This window comes from Burkholderia sp. Ac-20353 (assembly GCF_017104785.1).
GTDB lineage: Bacteria > Pseudomonadota > Gammaproteobacteria > Burkholderiales > Burkholderiaceae > Burkholderia.
This window is the reverse complement of the sequence record NZ_JAAGPL010000037.1, coordinates 22,717-36,790: the sequence shown is the minus strand read 5'-3', so window position 1 is coordinate 36,790 and position 14,074 is coordinate 22,717. Positions and strand designations below refer to the sequence as shown.

Annotated in this window: 11 protein-coding genes; all 11 read left to right on the top strand. The window is 65.1% G+C overall.

What is annotated here, in order from left to right; translation table 11 throughout:
• Positions 1-40: 40 nt before the first annotated feature.
• Positions 41-1,084, top strand: a complete 1,044-nt coding sequence (locus G3N94_RS14085; RefSeq protein WP_205792997.1) for a TRAP transporter substrate-binding protein — start codon at positions 41-43, stop codon at positions 1,082-1,084.
• A gap of 5 nt (positions 1,085-1,089) precedes the next feature.
• Positions 1,090-2,949, top strand: a complete 1,860-nt coding sequence (locus tag G3N94_RS14080) for a TRAP transporter large permease subunit (protein WP_205793017.1) — start codon at positions 1,090-1,092, stop codon at positions 2,947-2,949.
• 103 nt (positions 2,950-3,052) lie between these two features.
• Positions 3,053-5,041, top strand: coding sequence for a transketolase (gene tkt / locus G3N94_RS14075; protein WP_205792996.1), 1,989 nt, complete (start codon positions 3,053-3,055; stop codon positions 5,039-5,041).
• Between the two features lie 40 nt (positions 5,042-5,081).
• Positions 5,082-6,038: a D-2-hydroxyacid dehydrogenase gene (locus G3N94_RS14070; protein WP_205792995.1), complete on the top strand. Its 957-nt coding sequence runs from the start codon at positions 5,082-5,084 to the stop codon at positions 6,036-6,038.
• Between the two features lie 845 nt (positions 6,039-6,883).
• Complete coding sequence (locus tag G3N94_RS14065; RefSeq protein WP_205792994.1) at positions 6,884-7,885, top strand: helix-turn-helix domain-containing protein; 1,002 nt, start codon at positions 6,884-6,886, stop codon at positions 7,883-7,885.
• Between the two features lie 140 nt (positions 7,886-8,025).
• Positions 8,026-8,985 (top strand): AraC family transcriptional regulator, encoded by a 960-nt coding sequence (locus tag G3N94_RS14060; protein WP_205792993.1) that lies wholly within the window; start codon positions 8,026-8,028, stop codon positions 8,983-8,985.
• 388 nt (positions 8,986-9,373) lie between these two features.
• The gene (locus G3N94_RS14055) at positions 9,374-9,940 is read left to right on the top strand and encodes a carboxymuconolactone decarboxylase family protein (RefSeq protein ID WP_205792992.1); all 567 of its coding nucleotides are present in this window, start codon (positions 9,374-9,376) and stop codon (positions 9,938-9,940) included.
• Positions 9,913-11,037, top strand: coding sequence for an acyl-CoA dehydrogenase family protein (locus G3N94_RS14050; RefSeq protein WP_205792991.1), 1,125 nt, complete (start codon positions 9,913-9,915; stop codon positions 11,035-11,037). The genes G3N94_RS14055 and G3N94_RS14050 overlap by 28 nt, the downstream gene beginning before the upstream one ends.
• On the top strand, positions 11,034-11,828 hold the full coding sequence (locus G3N94_RS14045; protein WP_205792990.1) for an ABC transporter ATP-binding protein: 795 nt from the start codon (positions 11,034-11,036) through the stop codon (positions 11,826-11,828). The genes G3N94_RS14050 and G3N94_RS14045 overlap by 4 nt, the downstream gene beginning before the upstream one ends.
• A gap of 10 nt (positions 11,829-11,838) precedes the next feature.
• Positions 11,839-13,029 (top strand): ABC transporter substrate-binding protein, encoded by a 1,191-nt coding sequence (locus tag G3N94_RS14040; RefSeq protein ID WP_205792989.1) that lies wholly within the window; start codon positions 11,839-11,841, stop codon positions 13,027-13,029.
• Positions 13,022-13,852 carry an ABC transporter permease gene (locus G3N94_RS14035; RefSeq protein WP_241021834.1) on the top strand — a complete coding sequence of 277 codons (831 nt, stop codon included), beginning with the start codon at positions 13,022-13,024 and terminating at the stop codon, positions 13,850-13,852. Before G3N94_RS14040 ends, G3N94_RS14035 begins: the two co-directional genes overlap by 8 nt.
• Positions 13,853-14,074 lie beyond the last annotated feature (222 nt).

The following is a 14,074-nucleotide window of genomic DNA, read 5'->3' as shown; positions in this document are numbered from 1 at the left end:
CGAACCGATACATCACAAATCCGTATTGGAGGAGCACATCATGAGCAATCGCTCGACCACCCGCAGCGGCATCGATCGACGTAGCTTCCTGAAAGCGGGCGCGACCGTCGCCGCGGCGGCGCCGCTCTGGGGCCTGTCGATTCGCAGCGCGTCGGCCGCCGAATTCTCGTACAAGCTCGCGACGGGCCAGGACCCGACGCACCCGGTCAACGTCCGCGCGCAACAGGCCTGCGACAAGATTCGCGCAGCGACGGGCGGCAAGCTCGACATCAAGGTCTTTCCCGCGAACCAGCTCGGCTCGGATACCGACCTGCTGTCGCAGGTGCGAAGCGGCGGCGTCGAGTTCTTCAATCAGGCATCGTCGGTTCTCGCGACGCTCGCGCCCGCCGCCGGCATCGTCAATACGGGCTTCGCGTTCCCCGACTACGACACCGTCTGGAAAGCAATGGACGGAGATCTCGGCGCCTACGTCCGCGCACAGATCGAGAAGACCGGCATCGTCACCGTGTCGCGCCCGTGGGACAACGGCTTCCGCCAGGTCAGTTCGTCGACGCGCGTGATCCGCAAGCCGGAAGACCTGAAGGGCTTCAAGATCCGCGTGCCGCAGGCGCCGATGCTCACGTCGCTGTTCAAGGCGCTCGATGCCGGCCCTGCCCCGATCAACTTCAACGAGCTGTATTCGGCATTGCAAACGGGCGTTGTCGAGGGACAGGAAAACGCGCTGCCGATCATCGCGACGGCCAAGCTCTACGAAGTGCAGAAATCGATCAGCCTCACGTCGCACGTGTGGGACGGCTACTGGATTCTCGGCAATCGCCGCGCGTGGGAAAAGCTGCCTGCCGACATGCGCGCGATCGTCACGCGCGAATTCGAAGCGGCCGGGATGCTGCAGCGCGCGGACATCGCGAAGCTGAACGGCACATTGCGCAACGACCTGAAGGCCAAGGGCATCAACGTCGTCGACGTCGACCGCCAGGCGTTCCGCGACGCGTTGCGCAAGACGAGTTTCTATGGCGACTGGAAAGCGAAGTACGGCGATCAGGGCTGGAACCTGCTCGAAAAGTACGTCGGCAAACTGGTATGAACACCATGCATACGATTACTTTCCCTCATCCGTCGCCGCGCCGCATCGTCGACGCGATCGACACCGTGCTCGGGCACCTCGTCGAAATTCCGGCCGCACTGCTGGTGGTCGCCGAGATCGTCGTGCTGCTGGCAGGCGTCACGAGCCGCTACCTGCTGCATACGCCGCTCGTCTGGTCCGACGAGCTCGCGTCGATGCTGTTCTTGTGGCTCGCGATGCTCGGCGCAGTGGTTGCGCTGCGGCGCGGCGAGCATATGCGGATGACGGCGCTGGTCGGCAAGGCATCGCCTTCTGTCCGCGCATTTCTCGACGTGGTCGCAATCGCCGCGCCGATCGCGTTCCTCGTGCTGGTGATCGGCCCGGCCGTCGAGTTCGCGCAGGACGAAGGCATCATCACGACGCCCGCGCTCGACATCTCGAACTCGTGGCGCGCCGCGGCGCTGCCCGTCGGCTCGATCCTGATGCTCACCGTCGCGTGCCTGCGCCTGATCCGCACGGCCAACTGGCAGATGACGCTCGCGGCGCTTGCGCTGGTGGCGGCGATCGGCGGCGGCTTCGTGGCCGTGAGCCCGTTGCTGCAGGATCTCGGCAACCTGAACCTGCTGATCTTCTTCGTCGGCCTCGTCGCGCTGTGCGTGCTGTCCGGCGTGCCGATCGCGTTCTCGTTCGGGCTCGCGACCTTCGGCTATCTGGCGCTCACGACGAGCACGCCACTCAGCGTGGTGGTCGGCCGGATGGATGAAGGCATGTCGCACCTGATCCTGCTGTCGGTGCCGCTCTTCGTGTTTCTCGGGCAACTGATCGAGATGACGGGCATGGCCAACGCGATGATCGCGTTTCTCGCGAGCCTGCTCGGCCACGTGCGCGGCGGCCTGTCGTACGTGCTGGTCGGCGCGATGTACCTGGTGTCGGGCATCTCCGGCTCGAAGGCCGCCGACATGGCCGCCGTCGCGCCCGTGCTGTTCCCGGAGATGAAGGCGCGCGGCGCGAAGCCCGGCGATCTCGTGGCGCTGCTCGCCGCCACCGGCGCGCAGACGGAGACCATACCGCCGAGTCTCGTGCTGATCACGCTCGGCTCGGTGACGGGCGTGTCGATCTCCGCGCTCTTCACGGGTGGCATGCTGCCGGGCATCGTGCTCGGGATCACGCTGTGCGCCGTCGTCTGGTGGCGCTATCGCGGCGACGACCTGTCGGGTGTACGCCGCGCGACGCGCGGCGAGATCCTGCGCAAGCTGGCCGTCGCGCTGCCCGCACTCGCGTTGCCGTTCGTGATTCGGCTTGCCGTCGTCGAAGGCGTCGCAACTGCGACAGAAGTGTCCACGATCGGTATCGCGTATGCCGTGCTCGCAGGCCTGCTGATCTACCGGCGTTTCGAGTGGGCACGCCTCAAACCGATGCTGATCGACACCGCCGCGCTATCGGGTGCGATCCTGCTGATCATCGGCGCGGCGACGAGCATGGCATGGGCGCTCACGCAGTCCGGCTTCTCCGGGCAGCTCGCGCAGTCGATGGCAACCCTGCCCGGCGGCGCGATGATGTTCATGGCGGCGTCGATCCTCGTCTTCGTCGTGCTCGGCAGCGTGCTCGAAGGCATTCCCGCGATCGTCCTGTTCGGCCCGCTGATGTTCCCGATCGCGCGGCAGATGGGCATTCACGACGTGCACTACGCGATGGTCGTGATCCTGTCGATGGGCGTGGGCCTGTTCGCACCGCCGTTCGGCGTCGGCTACTACTCGGCCTGCGCGGTCAGCCGCATCCATCCGGATGAAGGCATGAAGCCGATCGTCGGCTATATCGTGGCGCTCGTGATCGGCCTGATCGTCGTCGCCGCCGTGCCGTGGATCTCGATCGGGTTCCTGCACTGACGCATTGCGCTGCGTCCGGGCAACGGACGCAGCGCCCTTCCCTCTTTCCACTCTTGCTCATGCGATAGCCGCCGCCTGACAGGCGACGCGGCAAGGAGAAGTCATGTCCGCAATCATGCCGTTGCGCGAAACGCGACCGCTCGCCAACGCGATCCGGTTTCTTGCCATCGATGCGATCGTGCGCGCCGGCGAAGGCCATCAGGGCGTGCCGCTCGGCATGGCCGAAATCGCGACGGCGCTGTTCACGCAGCATCTGAAGTTCAATCCCGCCGACCCGCAATGGCCAGACCGCGACCGCTTCGTGCTGTCCAACGGGCACGGCTCGATGCTCCTCTATGCGTTGCTGCATCTGACGGGTTACGCGCAATTCGGCATCGATCAGATCAGAACCTTCCGCGAGATGGGCTCGCATTGCGAGGGGCATCCCGAGTTCGATCCGGCCGCGGGCATCGAAGTAACGACCGGCCCGCTCGGACAAGGCATCGCCAACGCATTCGGCATGGCCGTCGCCGAGGCTTACCTGAATGCGAAATTCGGTGACGGCATCGTGAATCATCATACGTATGCGTTCGTCGGCGACGGCTGTCTGCAGGAAGGCGTCGGCCAGGAGATGATTTCGCTCGCCGGGCACCTGAAGCTCGGCAAGCTGATTGTCTGCTGGGACGATAACCGCATGACCGATGACGGCAGCACGTCGCTGTCAATCAGCGAGGACGTGAGCGAGCGGTTTCGCGTTGCGGGCTGGCACGTGATCGAAGTCGACGGGCATGACATCGAAGCCGTCGCTACGGCGCTCGGCGAAGCCAGGCGCGATCCGCGCCCGTCGCTGCTCGCGTGCCGCACCGTCATTGCACGCGGCATCGCGCGGCTGCAGGGGCAACGCGGCGGACACAGCGGCAAGCTGTTCGAAGCCGACGCCGATGCCGCACGCAACGAACTCGGCTGGCCGCATGCGCCGTTCGAGATCCCGCGCGACGTGCTCGAGAGCTGGCGCGCGGCAGGCCGGCGCAGCGAGGCCGAATATCGCGCGTGGCACGAACGGCTCGCCGCATTGCCCGGCGATACGCGTGCCGAATTCGAGCGCATACAGGCAGGCCGATTGCCCGACGGATGGCAGCGCGTGCTGGACGACTATCGCAAACAGGCCGTGGAGCGCGGCGAAGGCCAGGCCGGCATCATGATTTCCGCCGAGATCAACGACCTGCTCGCGCCGTTGCCGGAGCGCATGGTCGGTTGCGCGGATCTCGAAGCGCCGACGAGCCACAAGCGGGGCCTGCAGGCGTTCACCGCCGATGATCGCAGCGGCGCGTACGTGCATTGCGGCGTGCGCGAGCACGTGATGGGTGCGATGGCGAACGGGATGGCCGCGCACGGCGGCGTGATCTCGCTGGCCGTCACGTACCTCGCCTTTTCCGACTACGAGCGGCCCGCGATGCGCATGGCCGCGCTGATGGGGCTCCCCGTGAAGTTCGTGTTCAGCCACGATTCGATTGGCGTCGGCAGGAACGGGCCGACGCATCAACCGGTGGAGATCCTCGCTTCGTTGCGCGCCATGCCGAACATGCGCGTCTTCCGCCCTGCCGACGCCGTCGAGGCGGCCGAATGCTGGGCGCTCGCCTACGAACATCGCAGCGGGCCATGCACGATGGTGTTCGCGCGTCAGACGCTGCCGCTCGTGCGCACGCGCCACGTCGCCGACAATCTGTGTGCGCGTGGCGGCTACGTGCTTGCGGAGGCCGAAGGCGGCCGGCGTCTCGTCACGTTGCTGGCGACGGGCTCGGAAGTGGCGCTGGCGGTCGCGGCGCGCGAACGTCTGCAACAGCACGGCATTCCGACTGCCGTCGTCTCGCTGCCATGCTGGGAATTGTTTGACGAGCAGGACGACGCCTATCGTCACGCCGTTCTCGGCACGGACACGGTGCGCATCGGCGTCGAAGCAGCGGTGCGGTTCGGCTGGGATCGCTACCTCGGCGAGCGCGGCGGGTTTGTCGGAATGACGGGGTTCGGCGCGTCGGGCCCCGCGGACGCGCTGTATGAACACTTCGGCATCACGCCCGCGCATATCGTCGCCGAAGCGAAACGCCGTCTGTGAACCGCCCCGATTCATTTCCTTTCGCTCAACAGGAATCAACATGCAGAAGATCGTCTTTCTCGACCGGGCGACGCTCGCGCCGCAAATCCAGCTCGCGCGCCCGGCATTCGAACACGAACTTGTCGAGTACGACCATACACACGCCGACCAGGTCGCCGCACGTCTGGACGGCGCAACCATCGCGATCACCAACAAGGTGCCGTTGACGGCAGACGTGATCGCGCAACTGCCTGCCCTGAAACTCGTTGCCGTTGCCGCGACGGGCACCGATTGCATCGACAAGGCGGCGTGCGAACGGTACGGCATCCGGGTTTCGAATATTCGCGGATACGCTGTGAACACCGTGCCCGAACACACGTTCGCGTTGATGCTCGCGTTGCGGCGCAACTTGATCGCGTATCGCGACGACGTGCTGAACGGCGAATGGCAGAAATCCGGCCAGTTCTGCTTCTTCAATCACGCGATACACGACCTGGGCGGCATGACGCTCGGCATCATCGGCGAAGGTGTGCTCGGTCAGCGCGTGGCGGAGATTGCGAAAGCGTTCGGCATGCGCGCCCTTTTCGCCGCGCACAAAGGCCGCGAGGGGCTCGGTCCGCTCTACACGCCGTGGGACGAGATCCTCGAAACCAGCGATGTCATCACGATACACAGTCCGCTCACGCCGCAAACGCGCGGCATGCTTGCGATGCCCGAGTTCCGCAAGATGAAGCGCAAGCCACTCATCATCAATACGGCGCGAGGCGGGCTGGTCGATGAAGACGCACTCGTGCGCGCGCTGGATGAAGGACTCATTGGCGGGATCGGCTTCGATGTGCTGTCGACCGAGCCGCCCGATGACGACAATCCGCTGATGCGGATCGCGCAGCGGCCGAATGTGATCGTGACGCCGCATGTTGCGTGGGCGTCGGATGAGGCGCAACAGTCGCTGGCCGATCAGTTGATGTCCAACATCGAGAATTTCGTGAGCGGTACACCAGTGAATGTGGTGGTTTGACGTGAGGTCTACAGGCGGACAAGATTTCGCCTAGACTCTAATGGCCGTTGCGGCCTGCGGCGCCCACATGCAGACGTGCGACCCCTACTCTCATGGCTCGGTTCGAAAGCGTTGACCACTTGCGATTGCCGCTGTCCGGCGAATTGCCGGACGAGCGAATTGCGCGCGCCATTCGGCTCGCCGGGACGGCCGGTCAGGCGTACGTCGAGCGCCGCGGCATACGGCGCGGACAAGGTGCTGCACGGCACGTTTTCCGCCAACCTCGAATTGCTGCCCGGCGCGAGTGGTCACCCCGACACGCTCGAGTGGTGGCTTCAGCATCCCGAGGCCTGGGAAGCGTCGCGTGCGAATCTGCAGGCGCCGCAGTCGGCGATGGCCGATTACGTCGCGTGGATGTACGCTGGCTCGACTTTTCGGCTCGACCGCTGCATGTGGTTGAAGCCGATGGGCGTGTCGTGCTCGAAGGCGCAAGTGAATCGATGGACACATTCCTGTGCACGATTCCGGGGGATAACGTGCCGAGGAAACGCATTGCCATTCGGTCGAGTGCGAGTGGTTAATGTCTTGCGGGTGTCGCGACCACGCCAGGCATGTACTGAAAATTATTTCCTATCCACTTCCGATCGATTGTCAAAATTTGGCGGTATTGTCGTTGTTGCTGTTTCGACGCCAGACACACGTGCGTCAAGTGTTGGTTGCGAAGCACACCCATTCAACGCGCATTGCAGGTCCCATTTTGACTGGCTTATGCTCTGACGCTCTGACGCGTAATCATTCGATCTCGCCAAGTCCGGAGCCGCCGGTCCGGATACGTCGACGCCCTCAATCCCGCGCCACAAGTGAACGTGACAACCGATCTCACGGCTGACGAACCGACACTCGTTCGATGTGCCCATGATTTCTTCAGCACGCACCACACGCAGTGCCGGCAACAGCTGCCGGCCTGGCGCGAGCGGATCGGGCACTTCCTCGACGTACCGATTGCGGTTGCCGAACTCGACAACGGTTTTCAGGGATCGATCGAGAGCTACAGTAGCGCCGACCTGACCTTCATGGCGTGTCGCACCGATGCCGTTTCCCAGACACGCTCGGCCGCGCGCATCTCGACCGATGCCGTTCGCCGGTATGTCTTTCATGTGGCCGTGGAAGGCGCGATCGAAACCTCGACCGGCTTGTATCCGAAACGGATTGCGACGCAATCGGTGCCGGGCGTGCTCGCGCTCGACATGGGCCAGCCGATGTCGATGACGCGCGCACGATGCCATCTGCTCGCGCTATTCGTCCCCCGCGCGCTCATCGAGTCGGTCATTCCGGAGGCCGAGTCGATTCACGGCCGTGTCATCGAATATCATTCGCCGCTCGCGCGCCTGATTCCAGGGCAACTGGGCGATCTGCAGCGCAACCTGCCCCGGATGAGTGCGAGCGACGCTTACAGCGCGATGCACAATTGCGCGCTGCTAATCGCAGCGGCCTTCGGCCAACAGGCGCAACTGACCGGAAACGCACGCGCTGCCGCGCGCGCGGCGGTGATCGGCATGCTGCGACGGTACGTGGACGCCAACCTGCACGACTCCGATCTCACGCCCGAGCGTGTGCTGCGCGTTTCGCAGTTGTCGCGCCCCACGCTGTACCGGATGTTCGAGCACGAAGGGGGGCTTGCCGCCTATATCCGCAACCGCCGCTTGATGCAGGCCGCCGTCGACCTGCGCAACTTCCCGGATAAACACGTCGTCGAGATCGCATACAGTCTCGGCTTCAAGAGCGCGAGCGAATTCAATCGCGCGTTCCGGCGCGCGTACGACATGCCGCCACTCGAATTCCGCTACTTCGCACTTCGGACGCGCTAACGCGCGCCTTCGACGAATTGCGCGACGTGCCCGCATGCAACCCTGCCGGCAGCACGGGAATATGCTTTCCATGAATCGTTCTTTTGAGCGGCGCCGCGCAGCCCGTAGCATGATCGGGTCAAACTCCGTCCAGTGTCGGAATGTCCGCGCAAACAGACAAAGTCGTGCATTGGCTGTTATCCAGCCTCGAGCCCAGAAGCCAGCTTTTTCATGTCGGCCAGTATTGCGGCGACTGGCAGGCATCGACCGCCGGTCGCGCAAAGGCAAGCTTCCACGTGATCCTGCACGGTACGGCGTGGCTTCACTTCGCCGATGGCCGCGAGAGCCTGCCGGTTTCCGAAGGAGAAGCGGTCTTTCTGCTGCGTGACGTGCCGCACTGGCTCTCGCCGACCGCAGTCCACCCGAAGGTCGGCACTTTCGCCGACGACCAGCCGATCGAGCGACGCGGGACGATGCAACCGCTCGATGAACCGGCAAGCGGCAGCGTCGGACTCGCTTGCGGTTTCATCGAATTCCAGTCCGCCGTCTCGCGCACGATGGTGTCGCTCTTCCCGGAATGCCTGATCGTACGGCACGGCGACGCTGCGTATCAGAGTATCCACGGCCTGTTCGATCTCATTCGCGACGAAGGCAAGCACGGTATCGACGCGCCGTCGCCGTTGATCGACCGACTGGTCGAGCTGCTGCTGTTCTACGCGGTCCGGGACGCCGCGCGGCATGACACCGTCGCCAGCGGACTCGCGTCGCTCATGCAACGGACCGGCTTCAGCGCGCTCGTGGCCGCCATCATCGATGCGCCCGGCGATGCGTGGACAACCGATTCGATGGCCGCGTTCACCCATATGTCGCGCACGGCGTTCAACAAGCACTTCAGCGAGGCGTCGGGTCATCCGCCGATGCAGTTCGTGACGCTGATCCGCATGCGGCTCGCGGCGGACCTGCTGCAACAGGGCTTGCCCATCTCACGTGCGAGCGAACAGGTCGGTTACCAGTCGGAGTCCGCGTTTGCCCATGCGTTCAAACGCACGATGGGCATGCAGCCCGGCGCATGGCGCCGTGAGCGCGACAGCCTGTCGAAATCGGCGGCACGCCTGCACTAGGGTCTGTTTACATAGGGAACGCGCATGCGTTGCCACGAGAACGGCCGCTCGCGAGGCGCGCGACGCCGCGAATACTGACGTATTCGCAAGGAGCGCAACGCGGCGAGCGGCCGTTCTCGTGGCAACCCCTAATTAAAAAACTCATTCCACGGGAATGCACGAAATCGCCCGTATGGCGGCGTCGCTCGTCGCTTGTTTGGCTCGGCCAAACGGCGCTCCTCACTTCTTGCCCTACGAGCGATTTCGGGCATTCGCATGTGCGTTCCATATGTAAACAGACCCTAACAACCGCTTCGCGGGACAAACGCACAGGAATCGCGAACGTTCGCGCATTGTCCGGCAGCAGGCCAGCCTCGACAATGATCTCACCGCTTCCCTGGAGAAACCTGTGAGCCGCCTGCCCCTGCCAACCGTCGAGAACGCCCCCGCTGCAAGCCAGCCGTTCCTGGAAAAGTCGCTGCGCGCGAATGGCTTCCTGCCGAACCTCGTTCGCTCGCTCGCCAATGCGCCCGTCGCCCTCGAAACCTATCTGACCGTCGCCGAGATCAACAGCCGCGCGGGCCTCACGTTCGCCGAGCGCGAGGCTGTGCAGATCACCGCGGCGGCCGTTCACGGCTGCGGTTTCTGCGTGGCCGGACACACCGCCGCGGCGCTCAAAAAGGCCAACATCGATCGTGACGACGTCGACGCGTTGCGCCACGGCGCGCCGCCCCCCGATACACGGCTGGCCGCTGTTGCCGAATTCACGCGCGCGGTGATCGCCACGCGCGGTGCGGTCACCGACGACGCGCTCGACGCTTTCATCGCAGCCGGCTTCAACGAAGCCAACGCGCTCGAGGTAGTGCTCGGCGTGAGCCTCGCGACACTGTGCAATTTCGCAAACAACCTGTCGCGCAACGAACTCAACCCGGAACTGGCGGCATACCGATGGGAACCTCAAACGCAGGCCGCCTGACGGCGCCCGAACTCGACGTGTCGCTGGTCGACTGGCTCGACGCGAACGCGACGCGGCTCGATACGGACACCAGTCTGAAAGCCGATGTCGTGCCGCGCCTTGCGTCCGCCGGGTTGTTCCGGATCGGCGTTCCGGCCAGCCTCGGCGGCGCGGGCGGCACGACCATGGACGCCATTGCCGGCATCGCGTCGGTGGCCGAACATTCGCTGGCAGCCGCGTTCGTCTTCTGGGGCCAGCGCAGTTTCATCGAGTACCTGCTGCAAAGCCCCAACGCCGCGCTACGCGAGCGCCTGCTGCCCACGCTACTCGACGGCAAGCTCGCCGGCGCAAGCGGCCTGTCGAACGCAATGAAGTACCTGTGCGGGATCGAGTCGCTCCAGATAGAGGCCGCGCAGCACGCCGATGCCGATGCCGACGACAACGACTGGCGTCTGACAGGCAGGATGGCATGGGTGACAAACCTGCGCGCCGAGCAGTTCGTCGTGGCCGCGGCCGTCTCGTATCGCGACGGTCGACCGTCCGCGATCGTCGCCATTCCGCACGACGCGCCCGGATTGACGCGCAGCGCCGATCTCGACCTGATCGCACTGCGTGGCAGCAACACGGCGGCATTGCAACTCGAAGGCGTTCGTCACGATGCTGCTTGGTTGATCCATCCGGATGCGCAGACGTTCCTGCCGGCGGTGCGGCCCGCATTCCTCGGCCTGCAGTGCGGACTCTCGATCGGGCTCGCACGACGCTCGCTTGCCGAAGCGCGGCGCGCAGCGGAGACGACGCGCAGCATTCTCGGCGCGGAAATCGAATCATGCGCGGCCGAGCTGGCCACCGCATGCGCGCTGCTTTCGTCCGGCATTGCCGACGGCAGTCTGCACGCGCGACCGAACCGCCTGTTCGAGCTTCGCATCGCGCTTGCCACCCAGGTGGCAAACGCGGTGAACCTCGAACTGGAAGCGAGCGGCGGACGCGGCTATCTGCGCAACGCCGGGCTCGGTTTTGACCGGCGGTGGCGCGAAGCGGCGTTCATTCCGATCGTCACCCCGAGCGTGGTCCAGCTGAAGGCGCAACTCGCCGGGCAGACACGGAGCGTAGCCGCATGACGCACTCGCTACTGCATGCGCACGGCCTGACGCTCGGCTATGGCGATCAGGAACGCAGCACCGTGCTTGCCGAAGTGTCGCTCGAGGTCGCCGCGGGAGAAATCGTCGCATTGCTCGGCCCGAGCGGCACCGGCAAGTCGACGCTCCTGCGGGTGCTGGCAGGCCTGGAGCGCCCGGGATCCGGCTCCGTGTCGGTCAATGGCACGGTGCTGAACGGCCCGCATCCCAAGGTCGCGCTCGCATTTCAGGATCCCTGTCTGCTGCCGTGGCTGTCGGCAGAGAAGAACGTCGCCTTCGGGCTCACCTTCGCGCATCAGGATCGCCTCACGCATGACGAACGAAGCGATCGCATCCGGTCGGCGCTGCGGGCAGTCGGGCTCGAGACCGCCGCGACGCTGCGTCCGTGGCAACTCTCCGGCGGCATGGCGCAGCGTGTGGCGTTGGCGCGTTCGCTCGCGCGTCAGCCGCAAGTGCTGCTGCTCGACGAGCCGTTCTCGGCACTCGACGAGGTCACGCGCGGCGCAATGCAGCAGTTGCTGGTGCGCGTCGTCTCGACGACGCAATGTGCAACGGTGCTTGTGACCCACGATATCGACGAGGCGCTGCTCACGGCCAACCGCATCCTGCTGCTCGGCGCGCAAGGCCGCTTCATCGATACATGGCACGTGGATCTCCCGCATCCACGCGACGACTTCGTCGGTGAGCTCGGCATGCTGCGCATCGGCATCCTGAAGGCATTGCACGCCGCGATGAAGCGCTCGCATGCATTCGAACAACCCTCCGTTACCTGAGCGCCCACCCATGTGCCAGATTCCGATGTCACGCCGCGAATGGCTGAAACTCGCGGCCCTGTTCACCACGACGGGCGCAGCCCCGTTACTCTCGATGTCGCGCGCGCAAGCCGCGACGGAACCGGACGCGCCCGTTCGCATCGGCTACCTGCCGATCACCGATGCCGCGCCGTTGCTGATCGCGCACAACAACGGCTATTTCGCCGCCGAAGGGCTGACGGTCGAGCAACCGAAGCTGTTACGCAGCTGGGCCCAACTCGTCGAAGCCTTCCTGTCCGGCCAGGTCAACGTCGTGCACCTGCTCTCGCCGATGACCGTCTGGGCGCGCTACGGCAGCCGCGCGCCGGCGAAGGTCGTCGCATGGAATCACGTGAACGGTTCCGGGCTGACGGTCGCGCCCGAGGTCGATTCGCTGCGCGATCTCGGCGGCAAGACCGTTGCCATCCCCTTCTGGTATTCGATCCACAACGTCGTGCTGCAGGACATGCTCCGTCATCAGGGGCTCGTGCCCGTTCTCAAGCGACGCGGCGCGCCCGCCGCGAACGAGGTCAACCTGGTCGTGATGGCGCCGTCGGACATGCCGCCCGCACTGGCGTCGCGCCAGATCGCCGGGTATATCGTCGCCGAGCCGTTCAACGCGATGGCGGAACTGCTGAAAATCGGCAAGATACTTCGCTTCACCGGCGATGTCTGGAAAAATCACGCGTGCTGCGTCGTATTCATGCACGAGGCCGACCTGACGCAACGCCCCGGCTGGTCGCAAAAGGTCGTCAACGCAATCGTGAAAGCGCAATTGTGGGCGCGCACGCACCCGCAGGAAACCGCGCAATTGCTGTCGAAGGATGGTACGCACCGCTACACGCCGCATACGCTTGCGGCGCTGGACCGCGTGCTGGTTCCGTCGGCGTCGCTCGCCGACACCTATCGGGCAAGCGGTGCGATCCGCCACATCGACTGGCACGAGAAGCGCGTCGATTTCCAGCCGTATCCGTTCCCGAGCTACACCGAAGCGCTCGTGCGCCGTCTGAAGACCACCGTTGTCGACGGCGACAGCAAATTCCTCGCATCGCTGGATCCGGCGTTCGCGGCACGCGATCTCGTCGACGACCGGTTCGTGCGCCGAAGCATCGACGCGGTCGGCGGGCTCGCGGCGTTCGGTCAACGCGATGCCTTCAGCCGCGAGGAGACTATCGTTGTCTGACGCGATCACGGACCGCGGTTCATCCGCAATTGCGACGCCCCGGGCGCACGCCGCCAAGCGCAGCGTCCGCCTTCGCGCGGGGTGGCTCGGTGCGGCGGGCCTCGTCGCGACGGTCGCCCTGTGGTGGGCCGCCGCTCACGCGCTGACCGCGCCCGACTCGCTCGGCCGGCAGTTTGCGCCGGATAGCGCGTTCGCCAGCCTGCCTTCGCTGCTGTCGGACGGCCATCTGGTCGAGCACGCGCTCGTCAGCCTGCGGCGCATCGGCGTGGGACTTGGATCGGCGCTGCTGATCGGCGTCCCGCTCGGGCTGCTGATCGGTCGGGTGCGATGGGTCGAGCGCGCGCTGTCGCCGACGTTCCAGTTCCTGCGCATGGTGTCCCCGCTGTCATGGATGCCGCTCGCGGTCATGTCGTTCGGCATCGGCGATCGCGCGGTCTATTTCCTGCTTGGCTTCGCCGCGCTATGGCCGATCCTGATGAGCACCTCCGCCGGCGTCATGCAGATCGACCGGCGGTGGCTGCGACTCGGCGAAAGCCTGGCCGCAACGCGCAGCGAACTGCTGCTGCACATCATCCTGCCTGCGATCGCCGGCCCGCTTCTCAACGGCATCCGGCTCGCGATCGGCATTCTGTGGATCGTGCTCGTGCCGGCCGAAATGCTCGGCGTCAACGCCGGGCTCGGCTACCTGATTCTCGATACGCGCGACCGGCTCGCCTACTCCGAGCTCGTCGCGGTCATTCTCGTCATCGGCGCGTTGGGATTCGTGCTCGACGGCGTCGCCCGGTTGCTCACGCGCGCGTTGCTTCGCGCGGATCATCGCTAGCGAAATCCGAGCGGCGATCACGCATGCAGATCACCGCTCGCGATAAACCGACAGAAGGTCTCGTTGCTCGCTGCCGAGATGCCGGCCACGCTCGAGCGTCGATGCCGAACCGTCCCGGACTACCAGTAGAAAATGGATCGTGGCAGCGACACGATGCTGAACACAAATAAAACATACTGCTATGTACAGCCCGGAAACGCAACATATCGTTACGGCCCGGCC